Annotated in this window: 22 protein-coding genes; 15 read left to right on the top strand and 7 right to left on the bottom strand. The window is 66.9% G+C overall.

Annotated features, from left to right (window positions below):
• Positions 1–18: 18 nt before the first annotated feature.
• Complete coding sequence (locus BJ987_RS30255; RefSeq protein ID WP_209896487.1) at positions 19–1,305, bottom strand: PucR family transcriptional regulator; 1,287 nt, start codon at positions 1,303–1,305, stop codon at positions 19–21.
• Positions 1,306–1,531: 226 nt separating this feature from the next.
• On the opposite strand from BJ987_RS30255, the gene BJ987_RS30250 reads away from it, so the two are divergent.
• Positions 1,532–2,302, top strand: coding sequence for a MerR family transcriptional regulator (locus BJ987_RS30250; protein WP_209896486.1), 771 nt, complete (start codon positions 1,532–1,534; stop codon positions 2,300–2,302).
• Between the two features lie 8 nt (positions 2,303–2,310).
• On the opposite strand, the gene BJ987_RS30245 is transcribed toward BJ987_RS30250, so the two are convergent.
• From BJ987_RS30245 to BJ987_RS30235, 3 genes are read right to left on the bottom strand one after another with little or no spacing between them, the layout of a single operon-like run.
• The gene (locus tag BJ987_RS30245) at positions 2,311–2,508 is read right to left on the bottom strand and encodes a hypothetical protein (protein ID WP_209896485.1); all 198 of its coding nucleotides are present in this window, start codon (positions 2,506–2,508) and stop codon (positions 2,311–2,313) included.
• Between the two features lie 28 nt (positions 2,509–2,536).
• On the bottom strand, positions 2,537–3,754 hold the full coding sequence (locus BJ987_RS30240; protein ID WP_209896484.1) for a cytochrome P450 family protein: 1,218 nt from the start codon (positions 3,752–3,754) through the stop codon (positions 2,537–2,539).
• A gap of 11 nt (positions 3,755–3,765) precedes the next feature.
• On the bottom strand, positions 3,766–4,941 hold the full coding sequence (locus tag BJ987_RS30235; RefSeq protein WP_443677978.1) for a cytochrome P450: 1,176 nt from the start codon (positions 4,939–4,941) through the stop codon (positions 3,766–3,768).
• A gap of 240 nt (positions 4,942–5,181) precedes the next feature.
• On the opposite strand from BJ987_RS30235, the gene BJ987_RS30230 reads away from it, so the two are divergent.
• The 4 genes from BJ987_RS30230 to BJ987_RS30215 all read left to right on the top strand — a co-directional run bounded on the left by BJ987_RS30230 (position 5,182) and on the right by BJ987_RS30215 (position 8,987).
• Positions 5,182–5,733, top strand: coding sequence for a dihydrofolate reductase family protein (locus BJ987_RS30230; protein WP_209896482.1), 552 nt, complete (start codon positions 5,182–5,184; stop codon positions 5,731–5,733).
• Between the two features lie 169 nt (positions 5,734–5,902).
• Positions 5,903–7,213 (top strand): preprotein translocase subunit SecY, encoded by a 1,311-nt coding sequence (gene secY, locus BJ987_RS30225; RefSeq protein ID WP_209896481.1) that lies wholly within the window; start codon positions 5,903–5,905, stop codon positions 7,211–7,213.
• A gap of 52 nt (positions 7,214–7,265) precedes the next feature.
• The gene (locus BJ987_RS30220) at positions 7,266–8,096 is read left to right on the top strand and encodes a LuxR C-terminal-related transcriptional regulator (RefSeq protein ID WP_209896480.1); all 831 of its coding nucleotides are present in this window, start codon (positions 7,266–7,268) and stop codon (positions 8,094–8,096) included.
• A 249-nt stretch (positions 8,097–8,345) separates the two neighbouring features.
• Positions 8,346–8,987 (top strand): LysE family translocator, encoded by a 642-nt coding sequence (locus BJ987_RS30215; protein WP_209896479.1) that lies wholly within the window; start codon positions 8,346–8,348, stop codon positions 8,985–8,987.
• A gap of 1 nt (position 8,988) precedes the next feature.
• Here BJ987_RS30215 and BJ987_RS30210 read toward each other — a convergent pair whose 3' ends face one another.
• Both BJ987_RS30210 and BJ987_RS30205 read right to left on the bottom strand, forming a co-directional pair.
• On the bottom strand, positions 8,989–9,426 hold the full coding sequence (locus BJ987_RS30210) for a VOC family protein (protein ID WP_209896478.1): 438 nt from the start codon (positions 9,424–9,426) through the stop codon (positions 8,989–8,991).
• Positions 9,423–10,286: a sigma-70 family RNA polymerase sigma factor gene (locus tag BJ987_RS30205; protein ID WP_209896477.1), complete on the bottom strand. Its 864-nt coding sequence runs from the start codon at positions 10,284–10,286 to the stop codon at positions 9,423–9,425. Before BJ987_RS30205 ends, BJ987_RS30210 begins: the two co-directional genes overlap by 4 nt.
• Before the next feature lie 127 nt (positions 10,287–10,413).
• On the opposite strand from BJ987_RS30205, the gene BJ987_RS30200 reads away from it, so the two are divergent.
• The 3 genes from BJ987_RS30200 to katG all read left to right on the top strand — a co-directional run bounded on the left by BJ987_RS30200 (position 10,414) and on the right by katG (position 13,764).
• Positions 10,414–10,827: a VOC family protein gene (locus tag BJ987_RS30200; protein ID WP_209896476.1), complete on the top strand. Its 414-nt coding sequence runs from the start codon at positions 10,414–10,416 to the stop codon at positions 10,825–10,827.
• Between the two features lie 276 nt (positions 10,828–11,103).
• Positions 11,104–11,508, top strand: a complete 405-nt coding sequence (locus tag BJ987_RS30195; RefSeq protein WP_245367620.1) for a Fur family transcriptional regulator — start codon at positions 11,104–11,106, stop codon at positions 11,506–11,508.
• A 30-nt stretch (positions 11,509–11,538) separates the two neighbouring features.
• Entirely contained in the window at positions 11,539–13,764 is a 2,226-nt protein-coding gene (gene katG / locus BJ987_RS30190; RefSeq protein ID WP_209896474.1) for a catalase/peroxidase HPI, read from the top strand.
• A gap of 63 nt (positions 13,765–13,827) precedes the next feature.
• On the opposite strand, the gene BJ987_RS30185 is transcribed toward katG, so the two are convergent.
• The gene (locus BJ987_RS30185; protein WP_209896473.1) at positions 13,828–14,199 is read right to left on the bottom strand and encodes a VOC family protein; all 372 of its coding nucleotides are present in this window, start codon (positions 14,197–14,199) and stop codon (positions 13,828–13,830) included.
• An 89-nt stretch (positions 14,200–14,288) separates the two neighbouring features.
• On the opposite strand from BJ987_RS30185, the gene BJ987_RS30180 reads away from it, so the two are divergent.
• The 7 genes from BJ987_RS30180 to BJ987_RS30150 all read left to right on the top strand — a co-directional run bounded on the left by BJ987_RS30180 (position 14,289) and on the right by BJ987_RS30150 (position 22,614).
• Positions 14,289–14,777 carry a MarR family winged helix-turn-helix transcriptional regulator gene (locus BJ987_RS30180; RefSeq protein WP_307869800.1) on the top strand — a complete coding sequence of 163 codons (489 nt, stop codon included), beginning with the start codon at positions 14,289–14,291 and terminating at the stop codon, positions 14,775–14,777.
• A 178-nt stretch (positions 14,778–14,955) separates the two neighbouring features.
• On the top strand, positions 14,956–15,291 hold the full coding sequence (locus BJ987_RS30175) for an L-rhamnose mutarotase (RefSeq protein ID WP_209896472.1): 336 nt from the start codon (positions 14,956–14,958) through the stop codon (positions 15,289–15,291).
• A 47-nt stretch (positions 15,292–15,338) separates the two neighbouring features.
• Positions 15,339–16,661 (top strand): MFS transporter, encoded by a 1,323-nt coding sequence (locus BJ987_RS30170; protein ID WP_209896471.1) that lies wholly within the window; start codon positions 15,339–15,341, stop codon positions 16,659–16,661.
• A complete protein-coding gene (gene rhaI / locus BJ987_RS30165; RefSeq protein ID WP_209896470.1) occupies positions 16,661–17,818 on the top strand; it encodes an L-rhamnose isomerase in 1,158 nt (385 codons plus the stop codon). Before BJ987_RS30170 ends, rhaI begins: the two co-directional genes overlap by 1 nt.
• A 52-nt stretch (positions 17,819–17,870) precedes the next feature.
• Positions 17,871–19,907: a bifunctional aldolase/short-chain dehydrogenase gene (locus BJ987_RS30160; protein ID WP_209896469.1), complete on the top strand. Its 2,037-nt coding sequence runs from the start codon at positions 17,871–17,873 to the stop codon at positions 19,905–19,907.
• The gene (locus tag BJ987_RS30155; protein ID WP_209896468.1) at positions 19,904–21,364 is read left to right on the top strand and encodes a rhamnulokinase; all 1,461 of its coding nucleotides are present in this window, start codon (positions 19,904–19,906) and stop codon (positions 21,362–21,364) included. The genes BJ987_RS30160 and BJ987_RS30155 overlap by 4 nt, the downstream gene beginning before the upstream one ends.
• A complete protein-coding gene (locus BJ987_RS30150; protein WP_209896467.1) occupies positions 21,364–22,614 on the top strand; it encodes an alpha-hydroxy acid oxidase in 1,251 nt (416 codons plus the stop codon). Before BJ987_RS30155 ends, BJ987_RS30150 begins: the two co-directional genes overlap by 1 nt.
• The last annotated feature ends 34 nt before the right edge of the window (positions 22,615–22,648 follow it).

Here is a 22,648-nt window from a genome sequence, read left to right as displayed (position 1 = left end):
GAAGCGCAAGCCTATTCGCTATGCCGATTCGGCGGCTGATTCTGTCCGCCGGTCGGCGGGCCCGGGGGAAAAGATCGATGACATGGGTTGCCGCGCACCGGTTTCGTGCGCCTCGGCCACCAGCGCCGCTTGCAGATACCAGAGGCCGCGAATGTGGCTCGGGTCCATGCCGGTGTAGGTCTCGATGCGGCGCAGGCGGTAGTCGACGGTGTTGGGGTGCACGTGCTGGGCGCGGGCGGCGAGTTGGCGATTGCGGTCGAAGCGCAGGTAGGTCACCAGTGTTTCGATCAATTCGGGATGGTCGCGCAGGGGCTTCAGGATCGAGGCCAGTCGCGCCCGTCCCGGACCCGGCCGGGTTATCTGATACTCCAGCACCAGATCCCGCATTCGATACAGGCCCGCGGGCCGGTGCAGCCGTTCGGCGAGATCGAGCAGTTCCTCGGCCGCGCGGGCGGCTTCGGGCACCTGGCCGGTGCGGGCGTGGACGAGCGCGGCCCGCAAGGGCGTTTGTGTCGCGATCTGCAAGCGGCCGAACAGTTCAGCGGGCGCGTGCTCGTCCGGACGTGGAATCAGGACTATCCCGCCGCCGTCGTCCAGCAGCGCGGGCAGCGACCCGCCGGGCCGGGCCGCCAGTTCGGCGCGCAGCCGCCGCAGCCAGCGACGAGTGCCCAATTCGGTGCGACCGGTGTCGTCGTCACGTCGATGCCCGTGGGCGAGCGCGAGGACCGCGTATTCCTCGTCGCCGTGCGCACCTCCTCCGGCTCCCCGCACCGGTGCCGGTGCTCCGGTGATCAAAGCCGTGGCCAGCGCTTCCGCCGCCGCGGCGGGACTCGCTGCCTCGGCGCGGATTTGGCGCAGGTACGCGCTGGCGAAACTGGTTACCACGGTTTCCTGGACCGCTCCCACGCGCTGTTCCACGGCGGTCAGCGCCGTGCGGTCGGCGCTGGTAGCGCGCCGGGCGAGCACGTCGAGCGCGAACCGGAACCCGGCGTGGGTCAGTTGATGCACGGCTTCGAGTTCCACGCCCTCGGCGGCCCAGTCACCGATTCGCGTGTCCAGCGCGGCCGGAACCTTGGCGGGCGGCCGGCCTTGCAGTGCGGCGGCGATCAGATTCACGCAGCCGCCGACCACCTCGACGGCCTCGTCCCACGCCACCCCGCAGGCCATTCGCGTACCGGGTGCTGCGTCAGGGCCCGCGACGTGGGTCAACAGCTGCTGGGAAAGGCGGGGATTCCGGCGCAGGTGCACGACCGCGGGAACTCCGGCGATATGCAGTTCCTGCGCACGGGTGCTGCTCGTCGGCATCGACTTCGACCTCCTGTGCGGCGCGTAGCGCACCCACCCCGCTCGCCGACTAGCGACGCCGCTAACGATTACAGCGGGAACTGTAATCGTTGTAGTGCTCGTTGCCAAGGGTTCTCTTCCACACTGATCCGACCCCGAGAAGCGCTGCGGTCCAATGCCATCCGTCCACCATCTACTGAGACAGTGGGTAGGATCGGGTTGTTCGTGGAGCGACGGGTGGTGCAGGATGGCAGAGCAGAAGCGCGAGTATCGCGTCGCGGAGCTGGCCGAGGCGGCGGCGGTGCCGGTGCGTACGGTGCGCTACTACCAGGAACGGGGTCTGCTGGCCGCGCCGGAGCGGCGCGGCCGCCACGCCATCTACGACAACAGCCACCTCGAGCGGCTGACCTTGATCGCCGATCTGCTGGCGCGCGGGCACAGCCTCGAAGGCATCGCCGACCTGATCACCAGCGCCGAATCCGGCGGAGGGGTCTCGGAATTGCTGGGTTTCGAGTCGATCGCGGCGACCTCGTGGGGCGGCCAGGAGATCCGGGTCGAGCTCGAGCAACTGCTGGCGCGCTTCGGTGACCAGGTCACCGAGCAGAACGTGGCAGAGGCGGTGGCGCTGGGGTATCTGCGCGTCGACGGTGCCGACTTCTACTACGCCAGCCAGAGCCTGCTCGACAGCGCCACCACATTCGTCGCCGCCGGTTACCCCTTGCGCTCGCTGCTCGCGTTGAGCTGGGAGCTCGAAGCCGCCTTCGACCGGATGGCGTTCGCGTTCATGCAGGAATTCCGCACGCACCTGCTCGGGCCGGTGCTGCGCTACCCTTCCCCGACCCACGTGCACGACCTCGGTGCGGCCCTGACCGAATTGCGCCCGGCGGTGCACCAGGTCGTCGACGAGCTGATGGCACGCGCGATGGACCGGCGCATCGCTGTCGATCTGCCCGAGGTGGCCGAGCAACTCAGTCGCGCGAGCGAACCCGATCCCGCGCGGAACAGCCTGCGGGACTGATTCTTTCGCTACGCGGGCAAGTGGACGGACTCGACCACCGGTTCGGGGGCGACCGGCTGGTCGATCTTCCGCCAGAACGTCGGCGAGTAGATCTCCACCCCGCCATCGCCTTTGATCACTTTGAGCGAACCTTGCTCGATCGAGAACGTGTCCTTGTCGTGGTATCGCACGACGGTTTCATCGGCCAGCTGCACAGAGAACTCCATGCGCCGCAGACTATCTCCCCCCGGCCCCTTACGAACTCACATACACCGGGAGTTCCCGGTGGCCGTTGGAGATGAAGCCGATCACCGGCGGCACCTCCGCCGGGTCGACGGCGAAGCGCAGGGCAGGGAATCGTTCGAACAGGGCCGGGAGCGCGATGGCGGCCTCGAGCCGGGCCAGGGGAGCGCCGATGCAGTGGTGCGCGCCGTGACCGAAGGCCAAGTGGTCCTTCTTGATTCGCGTGATATCGAAGGTCGCCGCCGTGGTGCCGTGCAACTCGGGGTCGCGGCCCGCGGCGGCATAGGAGGCGAGGATCGCGTCGCCCTTGGCGATGCGGATGCCGTCGATCTCGATGTCGTCGACGGCGTAGCGGAGCGGCAGGTGGGCGACCGGTGATTCGTAACGCAGGGTTTCCTCGATGACATCGTCCCAGCCGGCGCGGCCTTCGCGCACGGCGGCGAGTTGTTCCGGGTGCGTGAGCAGGTTGTAGATGGCCTGGTCGAGGAGGTTGACGGTGGTTTCGTGGCCGGCGTTGATGACCAGCATCAGGGTGTCGACCAGCTCCTTCTCGGTCAGCCGTTCGCCGTCCTCGTCGCGAGTGGAGATCAGCACGCTGGTCATGTCGTCGCCCGGGTTGTCGCGCCGCAGGGCGACGAGTTCGCCCACCAGGCCGAACATTTCGACATAGTTGGCCTGGGCGGCCTCGGGAGTGATCTCGGTGTCGAAGAAGCGGGCGACGCAGGTGCGCAGGGCCGGCTCCATCTCCTCGGGCACGCCCATCAGTTCGCAGATCACCTGGATCGGTACCGGATAGGCGAAAGTTTCGCGCAGGTCGACGCTTTCACCCGCCGGGGTCTTCGCGATGTCGTCGAGCAGCGACGTCACCAGCGCTTCGATGCGCGGGCGCAGCGCCGCGGTGCGCCGATGCGTGAAGGCGGGGGAGACCAGTTTGCGCAGCCGGCGGTGATCGGCCCCGTAAGCGGTGAACATATTGTCCACCGCCACCCAGGCGAAAAGGGGCCAGTCCGCGGTGATTTCGCCGTTGATGAACGAACCCCAGTGCTGGGACGCGTCTTTCGACACTCTGGGGTCGGCGAGCAGCCGCTTGAGCAGCGCCGCGTCGGTCACCGACCAGGCGGGCACGCCCATCAATTCCACCAGGGCCACCGGCCCGCGCGCGCGGATGCGCTCGTTCTCGCCTTGAATGTCGATGCCCGTCAGATCCAGCGCAAGAGGTTGAAGGCTCACAGTAGTTCTCCCTACATCACATTCAATGGCGGGCTCGCCGGAAAGACCACGGGCAGCGACGCCAGCGCCCGATGGAAAGGCCCAGGGCGCCAAGATAGTTCATCCGCTGGAACGGCCAAACGCAACTCGGGCAGCGCATCCAGCAACTGATCGACAGCCTCCTGCGCCACCAGCGAGGCCACCGATCTGGCGGGGCAGGCGTGCGGCCCGATGCTCCACGCCAGATGCGACCGATTGCCGATGCGTTCGCCGCCGCCGATCGCGGGGTCGTTGTTGCAGCCGGCGAAGCTGATCATGACCGGCTGGTTGGCGGGCAGCCACACATTGCCCACGGAAATCGGCTGGCGCGGATAGGAGATGGCGAAATTCGCCATCGGCGGGTCGTTGAACAGCACCTCGTCCAGAGCGTCCCGGGTGGACAGACTGCCACCGAGCACGTCACCGGCGAACCGGTCATCGGTCAGGATCAACCGGAGCGTATTGATGATGAGATTCTGCTGCGGTTCGATGCCGGCGCCGTAGATGCTGATGATGTTGTAAAGCAGCTCGGTGTCGTCGAGTGCGGCTTCGTGGTGCAGCAGGCGGGTGACCATATCGTCGCCGGGTTCGCGCCGCTTGAGCGCGATCAGGTCCATCAGTGCGGCGCTGAGCATGGTCATGCCGCGCACGGCGTTGTCGTCGACCGAATCGAACAGCATGGCCATGCCCGTCGCCACCCGCTGCCCGATATCCGCTGGGCAGCCCAGCATTTGGTTGAGCCCGGCGAAGACCAGCGGAAAGGCATACTGCGTCACCAGATCCGCCTCGCCGCTTTCGCAGAAGGTGTTGATCAGCGGGATGGCGTCGCGTTCGACGATGGCGTGCAGCGTGTGCAGGTCGACGCCTTCGATGGCGCTGACGTTGGCCTGCCGGTAGCGCAGGTGCGTAACGCCGCTGTTGCGCAACACATTCGGATACCACATCATCATCGGCTTCACCGGGCAGTCGTCCGGGATCGTGTCCTGCCAGGCGCGCGGATCAGCCGGGAAATGCTCCGGGTCGTTCAGGATGCGCACCGCTTCGTGATAGCCGAGCACCAGCGTCGCCGGCACCCCCGGCGCCAGCTCCACCGGCGCCAGAGGACCGAAGGTACGGCGCAATTCGCGGTAGGCGCCGTGCGGATCGGCGGCGAATTCGTCGGAATACATCGGGAACCGCGGCCCCTGCACGGAGGACGGACCGACTGCCCAGGGCACGGTAGTCGGCGGGCTGGGTAGGCGCGAGCTGGCCAATAGTGACTCCTGACGCGAACGAAACACGAACTGAACGAGAATAATTGAGCTGGATACCCTCGTGCCTGACACACTATGGCCAATCACCCTGCCTGCGTCCACCAGACCGAGCAGAGTTCACCGGTGAATTTCGGGTGCTGAGGGGGTCTACCAACCATGAGGAAACTGATCTACGGGCTCAGCGTGTCCCTCGACGGCTACATCAACGACCGGGACGCCGGTATCGACTGGACCGACCCGGACGACGAGCTGCACCAGTTCCACAACGACAGGTATCGCCAGGTCGAGGTCTCGCTGCACGGCCGCCGCTTGTACGAGCTGATGGCCGAATACTGGCCGCACGTGCCCGCGGACGCGCCGCCCATCGAGCGAGAATTCAGCGAGCTCTGGACGACGAAGCCGAAGGTCGTCTTCTCCCGCACGCTGACCGAGGTGCATTGGAACAGCACGCTGGTCAGTGAGAACGCGGTGGATGAGGTCCGCCGCCTCAAGGCCGGAGGTGACGGCGTCATGGAGGTCGGTGGCGCCGGCCTCGCGGCCTCGCTGATGCCACACGGGCTCATCGACGAGTACCAGATGTTCCTGCTGCCCGTGGTACTCGGCGGCGGCACACCGTTTTTCCCCTCGCTGGACAAACGCGTCGCGCTGCGGCTGGCCGAGACGCGGCACTTCGAGCACGCGGTGCTGCTGCGCTACCTGGCCACGTAGCCCGACGCCGCCGGCAGGGGCTCCTGCTCCCCCGATCGGGGGAGCGGGAAATCGGTCTCGCGGGCGACGTGGGCGGGCACCGGGTTTCCCTACCGTCGAAGGCCCGTGCAGGCCGATTCCGCTGACTCCTGGTGGATCAACTCGGCTGCGCTCTCCCTCAGGAGCTTGTGTGCTTTCCGCCCTCATGTCGGCTGCCCGAACCCCGGAACTGCGCCGGAAGGTGCTGTGGACGCTCGGACTGCTGGGCCTGTTTCGGCTGGGCGCGAAGCTGCCCTCACCCGGTGTGGATTTCGCGGCGGTGCGCAGTTGCGTCGAGTTGAAGACAGGCGGCGAATCCGGGGGTATCTACCAGCTGGTCAATCTCTTGTCCGGCGGCTCGATGCTCGAACTGTCGGTGTTCGCCGTGGGGATCATGCCCTACATCACGGCAAGCATCATCACGCAGTTGCTGACTGTGGTGATCCCGCGGTTCGAGGACTTACGGCGGGAAGGGCAGTCCGGCCAAGCCACGATCACGCAGTACACCCGGTACCTGGCGATGGCGTTGGCGGTGCTGCAAGCGTCGACGTTGGTGGCGCTGGCCGCCCGGGGACAACTGCTGAGCGGATGTCCCGAGGACATCTTCGTCGAGAGTTCGCTCTTCGCGATGGTTACCACGGTGCTCGTCATGACCGCGGGCGCGGCCCTGGTGATGTGGTTCGGCGAGCTGATCACCGAGCGCGGTATCGGCAACGGGATGTCGCTGCTCATCCTCGCGGCCATCGCCGCACAGCTTCCCGGTCAGGGGAGATCGATTCTGGAAAGCCGGGGCGGGATGGTCTTCACCGGCGTCTGCCTGGCGATAGCCGCGATGATCGTCGGCGTGGTCTTCATCGAGCAGGGCCAGCGCCGGATTCCGGTCCAGTACGCCAAGCGGGTGGTGGGACGCAAAATGTACGGCGGTTCCTCGACGTACTTGCCGCTCAAAGTCAATCAGGCCGGCGTCATCCCGGTCATCTTCGCCTCGTCGCTGCTTTTCCTGCCGAACCTGCTCGTTCAGATAACACAGGGCAACTCGGGTGCCGTCCAGGAGTTCGTCCAGACGTATCTGGCGAATCCGAATCATCCGGTGCACCTGACCGGCTATTTCGTCCTGATCGTTTTCTTCTCCTACTTCTACGTGGCGATCACCGTGAACCCGGAAGAGCGCGCCGCGGAGATGAAGAAGTTCGGCGGGTTCATCCCCGGCTATCGGCCCGGCAAACCGACGGCCGACCATGTGAGTTACATCCTGAACCGGATCACCCTGCCCGGATCGTGCTACCTCGGTGCCGTTGTCGTGCTGCCGAACCTGGTTCTGGATTTCGGCGCTGCCGGATCCGCGTCGGCCCTGGCCTTCGGCGGCACATCCGCATTGATCATGGTGAGCGTCGCGCTGGACACGGTCAAACAGCTCGAAAGCCAAGTGCTGACCCGAAACTACGAGGGGTTTCTGCGATGAACACGCGCCGGACGCTGGGCACCGGCGGCCGATGAGCCTACGGTCTGAAACCATGGCTCCGAATCCCTCGACCCATCCGCTGCTGCGTGTGGTGTCCTCGCTCGTTCTCGCGATCACCGCGATGACACTGTCGGTGGCGACCGCGCACGCGGACACACGCTCGACCAGCAGCGCGGTGGACCAGCAGCCCGGCGCCCCACGACCCGGTCGTGCGGCGAACGGCGCTGATCCGGTTCGGCAGCACACGATCTCGGTGTTGCTGGCCGACGGTCAGACGTTCTTCCGGATGGGCATGCGGGCGGCGATCGCGGGCCAACCGGATATGACCTGCGTCGCCGAGGTCGGTGACGGGCCCGCCGCCGTTCGGGAGATTCGACGCCTGCGACCAGCCGTGGCCCTCGTCGACCTCGACCTGCCCGGACTCGACGACGCCGGGCCGATCGATGCCGACGGCACCAGAATTCTGGCCCTGTCTACCGCGCACACCGACGAGAACCTCTACCGCGCATTACATCTCGGTGCGAGCGGGTTTCTCGCCCGATCCGGGCGAGTCCACGATCTGCTCGCCGCCGTCCGCACCGCGGTGCACGGCACCGTCCTCATCGACCCGACACTGACCAGGCAGTTGATCACCCGTTTGTCCGCCGGAATCGAACCGTTCCCGGCCACTCCGGAAGTCGAAACCCTCACTCCACGTGAGCATCAGGTCCTCCGGTGCATCGCGAAGGGGTACACGAATCCTGAGATCGGGCAGGCCCTCGGTATCGGCGAACAGACTGTCAAAACCCATGTGTCCCATGTGCTCACCAAGCTCGGCGTCCGGGACCGCATCCAGGCCGCGGTGTACGCGCACAGCCGCCGGATCGGGTTGCTCGAGTCGTAGCGGGCGAGAGCCGGGACGCGCCTGCGTCTACCACAGCGAAGCGTTCGGCCGCGACGAGCACCACGACCGAGCGTGATTCGGGACTCGTCATGAACTCTCTCCGGTGCCCGCCGGACCACCGCATCACCGCCAGTCGGCCACTGGCCCAACCGATTTCGGATCGCGCGCGCCGCCGCCTCGCCGGTTGGCGGTCCACCGAGTCGGTAATGCCTGTCGACAGGCGGCCGAGGCGTGTCACAGGATGCAGGCATGATCGAAATGACGGCGGTGCTGGGAGTGGCCGCGATCGAGCTGGGAATGGTGCTCACGCCGGGGCCGAACATGGTGTACCTGGTGTCGCGGACCGTCTCGCAGGGGCGGCGCGCGGGTCTGGTTTCGCTGTCGGGCGTCGCGATCGGGTTCATGGTGTATCTGGTGGCCGCCACCGTCGGCATTACCGCGATCTTCGCGGTGGTGCCGGGGTTGTATCTGGGCCTGAAGCTGGCCGGTGCGGCGTATCTGGCGTACTTGGCGTGGAAGACACTGCGCGGTGGACTCTCGGTGTTCGAGCCGTCCGGCCTGCCCGCGGACTCGGCCCGCAAACTGTTCACCATGGGACTGGTGACCAACCTGCTCAATCCCAAGATCGCGATCATCTACATGGCGTTGATCCCGCAGTTCGTGACGCCGGAACACGGGCGCGTCTGGTTGCAGAGTCTGCTGCTCGGCTCCGTACAGATCAGTATCGCGCTCATCGTCAACGGCTTGATCGTGCTGGGCGCCGCCACCCTCGCCGCGTTCCTCTCCGGCCGCCCGCTCTGGCTGCGCGCACAACGCTGGGTCACCGGCACCCTGCTCGGTGCGGTCGCCGTCTTGCTGGCCACCGACCGCAGCCGCCCGGTTCCGGCCTAGGTCACACCGAGCGGGATTCGGTGAACCGCAGCAGATTGCCGGAGGGGTCGAAGAAGGCGCAGTCGCGGGCACCGTCGGGCCTGGCGATGGGCTCTTGCAGCACTTCGGCCCCGGCGGCCTCCAGCCGCTCGAAGGTGGCCGCGCAGTTGTCGGTGCCGAAGACCAGCCGCCGGGCGAGTATGCCCCTGGTCATCAGGTCCGCGATCGTCTGCCGGTCGGCGGGTGCGGTGGCCGGGTCGGTGCCGGGGGAGTGCAGCACGATCCGCACATGCGGCTGCGCCGGCGGGCTGACGCTCACCGACACCGATGGCCGAGCTTCGAGGTCGTCGCGGCGTGTGCAGCCGAGCACGCCGCAGTAGAAGCCGAGGGCTTCGTCCAGATCGTGCACCAGCAACGCGTAGGCCTCGACTCCGGTTATGCCGCAGGAGGTTCCGCTCATCGCCGTTCCCCGTTGCCGGAGTGCAGCAGGACTATGCCGAGGTCACGCAGTTGGTGCGGTTCGGTGTCGACAGTGATCGCGATGATCCTGCTGTTCGTGATGGTGAACCTGATAACGGCTTTCGGCCGGCCACGATGCCACCAGACAGCCCCTGGTACGCCGTCGACCAGAGCGAGCCGGGCCGCGTGGGCTCGCCCGGCGAAGAACGCCGCCACCGCGTGCGCGCCGCGTACCTCGAGCGCTACCGCGTTCGGATCGAGCAACTCCAGCAGGGCGGCGAAGTCTCCGCTCCGGGACGCGGCCAGGAACGCTTCGACGAGGTCCCGGTTCGCCGAGCGCGCGGCATCGGAGGCGCTCGCCACGCCTTGCACCCGGCGGCGAGCTCGGCTGGCGAGTTGCCGCGTCGCCGCCGAGGATCGATCGAGGACGACGCCGATCTCGCCGAACGAGACGCCGAAGACATCGTGCAGCACGAATGCCAGTCGCTCGGCGGGCGTCAGCGTGTCCAGCACCACCAGCAACGCGACGCCCACCGAATCGGCCAGCAGCGCTTCCTCTTCCGGGCAGGCCGGCTGTAGCGCCGGATTCGGCGCGTCCGGTTCCGGCGGCAGTGCTCCGGCCGGGTCCTCCCGCCGGGAACGGCGTGACTCGAGCATGTTCAGGCAGACGCGGGCCACGACCGTGGTCAGCCAGCCGGCGAGATTTTCCACCTGCCCGGTGTCGGCGCGGCTGATCCGCAGCCACGCTTCCTGCACCGCGTCTTCGGCCGCACCCGGCGAGCCGAGCATCCGGTAGGCCACCGCGTGTAGGTGGCCTCGGTGCTCGGCGAACCGTTCGCTCAGCCAGTCCTGCTGGTCCATCTGTCACATTCCTTTGTCTCGGCCTGTCATACCCATTGACCGGCGAAGAGCCGCCGATGTGACATCCGGGCTCGGCTCGGGCCGCCGGTTCAGGTAGCACGAACCCCTCGAAGAAATGGAGATGATCATGAAAGCGCACGCGAGTTCTATTCTGCTGAGCGTCCGGGATATGCAGCGGGCCAAGCGGTTCTACACCGACGGTCTGGGCTGGAAGATCAAGAACGACTACGGCGTCTCGGTGTTCTTCGAGTCGGAGGGTGCCACGCCCGTCGGCTTCTACGGCCGCGACGGCCTGGCCCAGCAGGTGGGCGTCAGCCCGGAGGGCGACGGTTTCAGCGGGGTGGTTCTGACCTACGTCGTCCGCAGCGAGGCCCGGGTCGACGAGCTCATCGCGGAAGCCGAGCAGGCCGGCGCCACCATCCTCAAAGCCGCCGGCGCGCTGCCGTGGGGCGGGTACGGCGGCACTTTCGCGGACCCGGACGGATACATCTGGAGCCTCGGCTACAGCGCGCAGGGCAAAGATCAGCTCTACGCGGAATAAGTCCCGGGGCAGGCGGTCGAAGCGCCGACGCCGGGTCGGTGCTTCGCTCCTATGCTCGACCAGCTATGCGCCGGTTGACCCGCCCTCGGGCTCGAGCTGGCGGGCCAGGATGGCAGCGAGCAGTCGATCCCAGGTGCCGGGTGGAAGTTCGTGGTCGATGCCCTCCAGCCGTCCCGTCCGACACGCGCCGGCGGTCGGTCTCCCCGAGGACCCTTGACTCGTTCAAGAAAGCGGACGAGACTTCTGGGCGTGCCCACGGCCACGGAATTCCAGCAGATGCTGCGGGGAGTTTCGCTCCGTGTGACAGCACCGCGCGTGGCGGTGCTGAACGCGGTACACGAAAACCCGCATGCCGATACGGAATCGATCATTCGCGCGGTGCGTGCCCGCCTGTCGGCGGTCTCGCACCAGGCGGTGTACGACTCGTTGCACACGCTCACCGCGGCGGGTCTACTCCGGTGTATCCAACCGTCCGGTTCGGTGGCGCGATACGAGACCCGGGTCGGCGACAACCACCACCACGTCGTCTGCCGCGCGTGCGGAGTGATCGCCGATGTCGACTGTGCGATCGGCGAAGCCCCGTGTCTGACCGCCTCCGATGACAGCGGTTTCGCGATCGACGAGGCCGAAGTCATCTATTGGGGTCTGTGTCCCGACTGTGCGGCATCACCAAGTCCCTGACCGCAGCCCATTCATTCAGGAAGGAACCTCGTGACATCCGATAGTCGTCCACCCGCTCCCGACACCGCGACACACAGCGAGAGCGAGAGCGAGAACCCGGCGATCTCGTCCCCGAAGCCCAAGACCGACCGCCGCCCGCACAGCAACAAGGACTGGTGGCCCGAGCAGATCGATGTCTCGGTGCTGCACGCCCACTCGTCCAAGTCCAACCCGCTGGGCCCGGATTTCGACTACGCCGCGGAGTTCGCGAAGCTCGATGTCGAGGCCCTCAAGGCCGACGTCGCTGCGGTGCTGACCGATTCGCAGGACTGGTGGCCCGCCGACTACGGCAACTACGGTGGCCTGTTCATCCGGATGAGCTGGCACGCCGCGGGCACCTACCGCATCGCCGACGGACGCGGTGGCGGCGGTCAGGGCGCGCAGCGTTTCGCGCCGCTCAACAGCTGGCCGGACAATGCCAACCTGGACAAGGCCCGCCGCCTGCTGTGGCCGGTCAAGCAGAAGTACGGCAACAGCATCTCCTGGGCGGACCTGCTGGTGTTCGCCGGCAATGTGGCGCTGGAGTCGATGGGCTTCCAGACTTTCGGCTTCGGTTTCGGCCGCCCGGATATCTGGGAGCCGGAGGAGATCTTCTGGGGCCCGGAGGACACCTGGCTCGGCGACGAGCGCTACAGCGGTGACCGTGAACTGGCGGGTCCGCTCGGCGCGGTCCAGATGGGCCTGATCTACGTGAATCCGGAGGGCCCCAACGGTCAGCCGGATCCGGTCGCCGCCGCGCGCGATATCCGAGAGACGTTCGGCCGCATGGCCATGAACGACGAGGAGACGGCCGCCCTGATCGTCGGCGGCCACAGCTTCGGCAAGACCCATGGCGCGGGCGACGCCGCTCTCGTCGGTCCCGAGCCCGAAGCCGCACCCACCGAACAGCAGGGCCTGGGCTGGAAGAGCGCATACGGCACCGGCAAGGGCAAGGACGCGATCACCAGCGGCCTCGAGGTCGTCTGGACCTCCACGCCGACCAAGTGGGGCAACGGTTTCCTGCAGAATCTCTACGGCCACGAGTGGGAGCTGACCAAGAGCCCCGCCGGCGCCTGGCAGTGGACCGCGAAGGACGCCGAGGCCACCATCCCGGATCCGTTCGACGGTCCGGCGCGCAAACCCACGATGCTGACCACGGACCTGGCGCTGCGCGAGGATCCGATCTACCGGGAGATCACCAGCCGCTGGCTGGAACATCCGGAGCAGTTGTCCGAGGCGTTCGCCAAGGCCTGGTACAAGCTGTTGCACCGCGATATGGGCCCGATCAGCCGCTACCTGGGCCCGTGGGTGCCCGAACCGCAGCTCTGGCAGGACCCGGTGCCGGCCGTCGACCACGAACTGATCGACGAGCAGGACATCGCGGCGCTGAAGGGCAAGGTCCTGGAATCGGGCCTGTCGATCGCGCAGCTGGTCAAGACCGCGTGGGCGTCCGCGGCGAGCTTCCGCAGCACCGATAAGCGCGGTGGCGCCAACGGCGCTCGGATTCGCTTGGAGCCGCAACGCAATTGGGAGGTCAACGAACCCGCGGAGCTGGCCAAGGTGCTGCCCGTGCTCGAGCAGATCCAGCAGGACTTCAACGGTTCCGCGACCGGCGGCAAGCAGGTTTCGCTGGCCGACGTGATCGTCCTCGCCGGGGCCGCGGCCATCGAGAAGGCGGCCAAGGACGCCGGTCACGACATCACGGTGCCGTTCGCGCCGGGACGAACGGACGCGACGCAGGAGAGTACGGACGTGGAGTCGTTCGCGGTGCTCGAACCGCGGGCCGACGGCTTCCGCAACTATGTGCGCACCGGTGAGAAGGCGCCGCTGGAGCGTCTGCTGCTCGACCGCGCGTACATGCTCGACGTGACCGCTCCGGAGCTGACGGTCCTGATCGGTGGCCTGCGCGCGCTCGGCGCCAACTACGGCGGCAGCGAGCACGGCGTATTCACCGACCGCCCAGGCACTTTGACGAACGACTTCTTCGTCAACCTGCTCGACATGAATACCGAGTGGAAGCCCTCCGAGTCGGCGGAGAACGTGTTCGACGGTGTCGACCGGCGCTCCGGCCAGACCAAGTGGACCGCTACCGCCAACGATCTCGTCTTCGGTTCGCATTCGGTACTGCGTTCCGTAGCCGAGGTGTACGCGCAGCGCGACGCGGGCGCGAAGTTCGTCGCGGACTTCGTGGCCGCATGGGTCAAGGTGGCCAACAACGACCGCTTCGACCTCGCCTGACCGTTCCGATCGAATTCCGGGCCGGCTCTTCGGAGCCGGCCCGGTTTCGTTTCCCGGGCGGGTTCAGGGGACCGCGGTGAACAGTTCGTACCCGTGGCCGTCGGGATCCCGAACGTAGACACCCCGGCCGCCGGCCAAGTGGTTGATCTCCCGGTCCCACCCATTCTCCGGGCCGGAGCCGTAGTCGACGGCAGGCCATTTCGACAAGCGGTGCAAGACCGCGTCGAAGGTCTGCTCGTCGACGAGGAACGCGTAATGACCGGGGTCGACCTGCGCATGATCCTCGAAGTCGAAGGTCAGATCGTCGTTGAGTACTACCGGTACGAACGGCCCGGCCGGCGCCGATACCGGCAAGCCCAGCAACTCGGCGAGAAACGTGGCCGACGCCCGTTTGTCGGTCGCCGGAACGATCGTGTGGTTGAGAACGATGGACATGGCCAACCTCCTGCGGTGCGGGCCGGACCGCGACCCATTTGCATGCGATACGCATACAAATATAGGTGCGCATCGCATACGATGTCGAGGTGGATGTCAATGCGACGCGGAACCGCCGACCGGATGCGACGACGCCGGACGGCGGACCGGCGCTGTTCCGGCTGGTGCGTTTCTGGTCCCGCCGATGGACCGGTCGCGCGTTCACCCGTGAGCGTGAACCTGCCGGTGACCTGCGGCAAATCCAGCACATCCAGGTCGTCGAAGCCGTCGCCGCCGCGCTGCGAACCACCACGGAAGCTACCGTTACCACCGTCGCGACCCAGCTCGGCCTGGACCACTCCGGAGCCAGCCGCATGGTCCGGGACGCGGTCGCGGCCGGGTATCTCGCTCGCGGCGACTCCGCCCATGATCGACGACGAGCCGTCCTGTGTCTGACCGATAGCGGGCGCGAACTGCATGCCGCCGCTCGCGATTGGCAACGGCGCTGCTTCGATCAGCTCACCGCGTCGTGGTCCGACCATGACCGGCGTCAATTCGCCGTCTACCTGCAGCGTCTCGCGGACGAGACCACTGCGTAAACGAGTCATTCGATATCGCGCCACCGCGGGCGCTGGTACGTGCGGATCCGGAAATCGATAGCCGTACGGTAGCTCTTGGGCGCTTCAAGGCGACCGAACGAACCTGTTGACCGGGTCACTTCTGGAACGTACAGTGATGCCACTCACTGTTTGAAACGTTTCAATTCTGGAGGTCGCGATGCCGGACACCCTCGAGCGTGTCTGCTTCCTGCTGACGCTGCGCCCGGACCGCGTCGACGACTACCTGGCCGCGCACGCCACGGTGTGGCCCGAGATGCTCGACGCGCTCCGGCAGGCCGGGTGGTCGAACTACTCGCTGTTCCTGCGCCCGGAGGACGGTCTCGTCGTCGGATATCTAGAGACCGACGACTTCGAGCGCGCGGTTTCGGCCATGGCCTCGACCGAGGTGAACGCCCGCTGGCAGCGCTCGATGGCCGAATACTTCCAGGCGCCCGCGGGCGCCCGGCCCGATACCTCGATGCGGCGATTGACCGAGTACTTCCATCTCGACTGACCTGCCCCGCCGCGCACAAAGCTCGCCCCTGATCGATGAGGAAAACCATGAAGGTAGGCGCAAGATCCACCACCGGGTGGAAGGCGACGATCTCGGTCGCCATGTCCAATTACATCGAAGCCGGTTCGATCATCGCGATCGCCACCAGCCTGACCTTCTGGCAGGACGCCTTCGATATCAGCAATTTCGCCGTCGGATTGCTCGCGGCTTTGAGCGCCAACGCGTTCGGCGCCGCGGTGGGGGCTGGTATCGGCGGTCCGCTGTGTGATCGCTTCGGCCGCAAGGCGATCTACACCTACGACCTGATCGTCTACATGGTCGGTGTGCTGCTCGCCGCGTTCGCGGTCAACTTCGCCATGCTGCTCATCGCGTTCGTCATCACCGGGTTGGCGGTCGGCGCGGGCGTCCCCGCGTCGTGGACCTACATCGCCGAGCAGGCGCCGTCGACCGAGCGGGCCCGCCATGTCGGCACCGCGCAATTGGCCTGGTCGGTCGGCCCGCTGATCGGATTCGCCTTGGCCGCGGCCCTGGCCCCGCTGGAGCTGGCCGGTTCGCGGCTGATCTTCCTGCACCTCTTCGTCGTCGCGGCGGTGGTGTGGTGGATCCGGCAGGGTCTGGCCGAATCCCAGATCTGGAAGGACGAATCCGGCACCGGCGCAAGCTCTTCCGTCGGAGGTGCGGGTCTGCGCGGTTTGTTCTCGCGCCGCATCAATATCACCGCGCTGCTCGTGCTGATGGGTATCTACGGATTCTGGAACACCGTCGCCGGGCAGGCCGGCATCTTCATGCCGCGGGTGTACGACAGCGCCGGTGTGCACAGTGCCGTGCAACAGAATCTGCTCCAGGTGCTGGTGTGGGGCTGCACCGTCGCGGCCACCTATTTCGGCTTCATGGCCTACGCCGACCGTATTTCGCAGCGGCTGCTGTATGTGATCGGTGGCGCACTGGGTGTGCTCGCGTGGTGTGTTCTCGTCTTCTTCACCGACGCGGGAATGCCGACCTTGCTGGTGTTCGCGGTGCTGTGGGGCGTGTCCAGCGGTATCGGCGCGCAGGCCTTCTACAGCCTGTGGACCAGCGAATTGTTCGCCACGCCCTATCGTGCCAGCGCCCAGGGCTTCATGTTTCTGGTGGTGCGTTCGGCCACCGGCCTGCTCAGCTACTTCTTCCCGACCATGCTCGCCGCGACCGGGCTGACCACGGTGGGTCTGCTTCTGGTCGGTTTGCTGACCGTCGCGCTGATCATCGGTGCGGTGTTCGCACCGCGGACCCAAGGAAAAACCTTGCAGGAGATCGAAATCGAACGATACGGCAGTCCCGTGCCGCCGGACGGCGACACGTTCCCTTCCGATCAGCAGGTGGGAGTGCGCTGATGAGCTCGATCGAAACCTTGATGGACAACCTCAAGATCGAATTGCCGTCGTGGGCATTCGGCAACGCCGGCACCAGATTCAAGGTGTTCGGTACGCCGGGCACACCCCGCACCATCCGGGAGAAGATCGCCGACGCGGCCACCGTCCACCGGCTCACCGGCCTGGCACCGACTGTGGCACTGCACATTCCCTGGGACGAGGTCGCGGACTACCGTGCCCTCGGCGCGTACGCCGAAGATCTCGGAGTACGACTGGGCACCGTCAATTCGAACACCTTCCAGGACGACGACTACAAATTCGGCAGTCTCACCCACATCGACAAGAAGGTGCGGGAGAAGGCGATCGACCATCATCTGGCCTGTATCGAGGTGATGGCGGAGACCGGTTCCACAGATCTGAAGATCTGGCTGGCCGACGGCACGAATTACCCAGGGCAGGGCGACATCCGGGGTCGGCAGGACCGGCTGGCGGAATCGCTGGCGACCATCTATCAGCACATCGGCGAGGGACAGCGGCTCGTTCTGGAATACAAGTTCTTCGAGCCCGCCACGTATATGACCGATGTTCCGGATTGGGGGACCGCCTTCGCGCAGGTTTCCGCGCTGGGGGAGCGGGCGATGGTATGCCTGGACACCGGACACCACGCGCCCGGCACCAATATCGAGTTCATCGTCGCCCAGTTGCTCCGGTTGCGGAAACTCGGTTCGTTCGATTTCAATTCCCGCTTCTACGCCGACGACGATCTCATTGTCGGCGCGGCCGATCCGTTCCAGCTGTTCCGCATCTTGTTCGAGGTGATCCGGGGCGGCGGGCTGGACGCCGATTCCGGTGTCGCCCTGATGCTGGACCAGTGCCATAACGTCGAAGCGAAGATCCCGGGGCAAATCCGTTCGGTGCTCAACGTGCAGGAGATGACCGCGCGGGCGGCAATGGTCGACCTCGACGCGCTCACCGAGGCACAGGAGAACGGTGACGTGCTGACCGCCAACAGCGTTTTCATGGATGCCTTCTACACCGATGTGCGGCCACGGCTAGCGCGGTGGCGCGCGGAACACGGCTTGCCCGAGGATCCGATGGCCGCGTTCGCGCGGTCCGGGTACCAGCGGCAGATCGAGGCGGAACGCGTCGGCGGTGCGCAATCCGGTTGGGGCGCTTGACGATATGAGAACTACCGATCCGGACCTCACCCGAAACGAGGAAACAGCAACCATGTCCCACCCCACGATCGCGGAGTTGATCGGCCGTTCCCATCGACTCGGATCCGACCCCAGGAACACCAATTACGCGGGCGGCAACACCTCCGCCAAGGGCACCGACACCGACCCGGTCACCGGTCGGCCGGTCGAGCTGATGTGGGTCAAAGGCTCCGGTGGCGACCTGGGCACCCTGACCGAGCCGGGCTTGGCGGTGCTGCGCCTGGATCGGCTGCGCGCGCTCACCGAGGTCTACCCGGGCCCGGATCGGGAAGACGAGATGGTCGCCGCGCTCGACTACACATTGCACGGACGCGGGGGAGCGGCGCCGTCGATCGATACCGCGATGCACGGGCTGGTCGACGCCGCACACGTCGACCATCTGCATCCCGATTCCGGCATCGCCTTGGCGACAGCGGCGGACGGCGCGGAACTGACCCGCAAGATCTTCGGCGACCGGGTGCTCTGGGTGCCCTGGCGGCGACCGGGCTTCCAACTCGGTCTCGACATCGCCGAGATCAGGAAGCGGAACCCGCAGGCGATCGGCACAATCCTCGGTGGGCATGGCATCACCGCCTGGGGCGACACCTCCGATCAAGCCGAGGCGCATTCCCTCGAGATCATCGACACCGTCCAGCGTTTCATCGAAAGCAACGGCCGGCCAGCGCCTTTCGGTGCACCGCTGCCGGGATACGCGGCGCTGCCGGTGGACGAGCGCCGGGCCAGGGCGGCCGCGCTCGCGCCTTTCGTGCGTGGACTGGCATCGACGGACAAGGCCCAGGTCGGGCACTTCACCGATGACCCCGCGGTGCTGGAATTCCTGTCCCACGACCAGCATCCGCGCCTGGCGGCCCTGGGAACGAGCTGCCCGGACCACTTCCTGCGCACCAAGGTCAAACCCCTGGTGCTCGATCTGCCGGCGACCGCGAGCGTCGAGGAATGCCGGGACCGTCTCCAGCAACTGCACGAGGACTATCGCGCGGAATATCGCGCCTACTACGAACGGCACGCCACCGCCGAATCACCCGCCATGCGCGGCGCGGATCCGGCGATCGTGCTGATCCCGGGCGTAGGCATGTTCAGCTACGGCAAGGACAAGCAAACCGCGCGCGTGGCCGGTGAGTTCTATCTGAACGCGATCAACGTGATGCGCGGCGCGGAAGCCATCTCCCGGTACGAACCGATCGATGAGGCCGAGAAGTTCCGCATCGAGTACTGGGTGCTGGAAGAGGCGAAGCTGGCCCGGATGCCCGCACCTAAACCGCTCGCCACCCGGATCGCGCTGGTCACCGGCGCGGCCTCGGGCATCGGGAAGGCGATCGCACATCGCCTCGCGGCCGAGGGCGCGTGCGTGGTCGTCGCCGATCTCGACGGTGCCAAGGCCGCCTCGGTCGCCGCCGAGATCGGCTCCTCCGACATCGCGATCGGGATCAGTGCCGACGTCACCGACGAAGCGCGAGTACAGGCGGCCGTGGATGCCTGTGTCCTGGCCTTCGGCGGGATCGACATCGTGGTGAACAACGCCGGTCTGTCCCTGTCGAAGTCGCTGCTGGAGACGACCGCCGCGGACTGGGATCTGCAGCACAACGTGATGGCGCGCGGTTCGTTCCTGGTGTCCAAGGCCGCGGCGCGCGCGTTGATCGACCAGCGCCTCGGCGGCGACATCATCTACATATCGTCGAAGAACTCGGTGTTCGCCGGGCCGAACAATATCGCCTACTCGGCGACGAAAGCCGATCAGGCACACCAGGTTCGGCTGCTCGCGGCCGAACTCGGCGAGCACGGCATCAAGGTCAACGGCATCAACCCCGACGGTGTCGTGCGCGGTTCCGGCATCTTCGCCGGCGGCTGGGGCGCGCAACGCGCCGCCGTCTACGGCGTCGAGGAGTCCGATCTGGGCCGGTTCTATGCCCAGCGCACCCTGCTCAAGCGCGAGGTACTGCCCGAGCACATCGCCAACGCGGCGTTCGCGCTGTGCAGTGCGGACTTCTCCCACACCACCGGCCTGCACGTGCCCGTCGACGCGGGCGTGGCCGCGGCATTCCTGCGATGAGCGGCCCGCGCACCGGGCAGGTGGCCGCCGTGGATCTGGGCGCGACCAGCGGCCGGGTCATGCTCGGCACCGTCGGGCCGGATCGGCTGGAGATGCGGCAGGTGGCCCGGTTCGCCAACGAGCCGGTCGAAATCTGGAACGGCCGACGGGCGAGCCTGCACTGGGACATCGCGGGCTTGTACGCCCAGGTGTGCGCTGGGCTCGCCGAAGCCGCCCGGCAGGCCCCGGAACTGTGCGGCGTCGGGATCGATTCGTGGGCGGTGGATTACGGATTGCTGCGTGGCGGGCGGCTACTCGGTCTGCCGCACCACTACCGCGACACCCGCAGCCGCGCCGGGGTCGAGACCGTGCACGCCGCCGTGCCGCCCCCGGCGCTGTACGCGCGCAACGGTTTACAGTTCCTGCCGTTCACGACGATCTACCAGTTCGCGGCCGATCACCTCGACGGAGACATCGATGTGGCCGACAACGCGTTGTTGATACCCGACCTGATCGGTTACTGGCTCACCGGTGCGATGGCCACCGAACGCACCAATGCCTCCACGACCGGACTGCTCGGCCCGGACGGTCACTGGGACCGCGAACTGCACACCCGCACCGGCGTGCGCGCGGATTTGTTTCCCGCCCTGGTCGATCCGGGCACAATCCTGGGCCCCGTCCTGCCGGCGATGGCGTCACACGGCCTGCGCCCATCGGTGCACGTCAGCGCGGTCGCCTCGCATGACACGGCATCGGCGGTGGCGGCGGTGCCGATGAGCGCCGAATCTGCGGCCTACATCTCTTGCGGCACCTGGGGTTTGGTGGGTGTGGAACTGACCGCTCCGGTGATCGACGCGGCGAGCTGGGCGGCGAACTTCACCAATGAGATCGGCGCGGACGGCCGAATCCGGTTCCTGCACAACGTGATGGGGCTGTGGTTGCTGAGCGAGTCGGTGCGGTGCTGGCAGCGTGACGACGCCCGCGTCGACCTTGCGGGACTGCTCGAGCACGCCGCGGCGCGCCCGGCGCCCGCGGCCGTCTTCGATGTCGACGACCCGCGCTTCCTGACGCCCGGCGACATCCCCGCCCGAATCGCGCACTGGTACACCGAACACGATCTGCCCGCGCCCGCCGGTCGCGCGGATATGGTGCGCGCCATCGTGGAGAGTCTCGCGGTGGCCTTCGCGAATGGCGTGCGTACCGCCGCCGAACTGTCCGGAACCGCGGTGCGCACGGTGCACATGGTCGGCGGCGGTGCGCAGAACCGATTGCTGTGCCAGTTGACCGCCGATCACGCCGGCCTGCCGGTGGTGGCGGGTCCGGTGGAGGCCACCGCGATCGGCAACATACTGATTCAAGCGCGCACCCACGGGCTGCTGAGCGGTGATCTGGAAGCGTTACGGGCTGTAGTGGCCACTACGTTCGCTTTGCGGCGCTACACCCCGCGCGGCGACACTTCGACCAGAAAGGCCGGCTGATGAAACGGCAGTTGCCGAAACCCCGTGACCTCGCTCCGCTGCTGCGGTTCAAGCGGCCGCAACTCAACCCGCGGACGCGACGCCTGGACGCGGCGCTGACGATCGAAGACCTGCGCGTGATCGCCCAACGGCGCACGCCCAAGGCGGCTTTCGACTACACCGACGGCTCCGCCGAGGCCGAACTGTCCATCGCCCGCGCCCGGCAGGCGTTCCTCGACATCGAGTTCCATCCCGCGATCCTGCGGGACGTGTCCAAGGTGAGCACCGGCCGGCAGGTACTCGGCGCTCCGGTGTCGCTGCCGTTCGGTATCGCCCCGACCGGTTTCACCCGGATGATGCAGACCGAGGGCGAATACGGGGGCGCCCGCGCGGCGGGCCGGGCGGGGATCCCGTTCTGCCTGTCCACCATGGGCACGGCCTCCATCGAGGACGTAGCCCAGGCTAATCCCCATGGGCGCAACTGGTTTCAGCTCTACATGTGGAAAGACCGGGACCGCTCGATGGCGCTGGTGGAGCGCGCGGCCGCGGCGGGGTACGACACCTTGCTGGTGACCGTCGACGTGCCGGTCGCCGGTGCGCGTCTGCGCGACAAGCGCAACGGCATGTCGATCCCGCCGGCGCTGACGCCGGCGACCATTCTGGACGCGTTGCCGCGCCCGGCGTGGTGGATCGACTTCCTCACCACCGAACCGCTGGCCTTCGCCTCGCTGGATCGCTGGTCGGGCACGGTCGCCGAACTGCTCGACACGATGTTCGACCCCACGGTCACCTTCGCCGACCTGGCCTGGATCCGCGACCAGTGGCCGGGCAAGATCGTGGTCAAAGGCGTGCAGACCCTCGCCGACGCCCGCGCGGTCGTCGAGGTCGGCGTGGACGGCATCGTGTTGTCCAATCATGGTGGGCGGCAGCTCGATCGGGCGCCGGTCCCGTTCCATCTGCTGCCTTCGGTGGCCGCCGAACTGGGCCGTGACACCGAGATCATGCTCGACACCGGCATCATGTCCGGCGCCGATATCGTGGCCGCCGTCGCGCTCGGCGCCCGCTTCACGCTGATCGGGCGCGCATACCTGTACGGCCTGATGGCGGGCGGTGAAGCAGGCGTGGACCGGGCGATCGCCATTCTGGCCGAACAAGTCGAACGCACCATGCGTCTGCTCGGGGTCACCAGCCTGGACGAGCTGACACCGCAACACGTCACCCAACTGGTCAGACTTGCTCCCCGGCCGTTACTTATAGAAGATCGGGGATGATTCCAGACCTGTCGACGCGACCGCGGCGGCACCC

Origin of the sequence: Nocardia goodfellowii, from assembly GCF_017875645.1 — a bacterium.
In the GTDB taxonomy this organism is placed as follows: Bacteria; Actinomycetota; Actinomycetes; order Mycobacteriales; family Mycobacteriaceae; genus Nocardia; species Nocardia goodfellowii.
The sequence above is the reverse complement of the archived record's forward strand: the minus strand, read 5'-3'. Positions and strand labels throughout refer to the sequence as shown.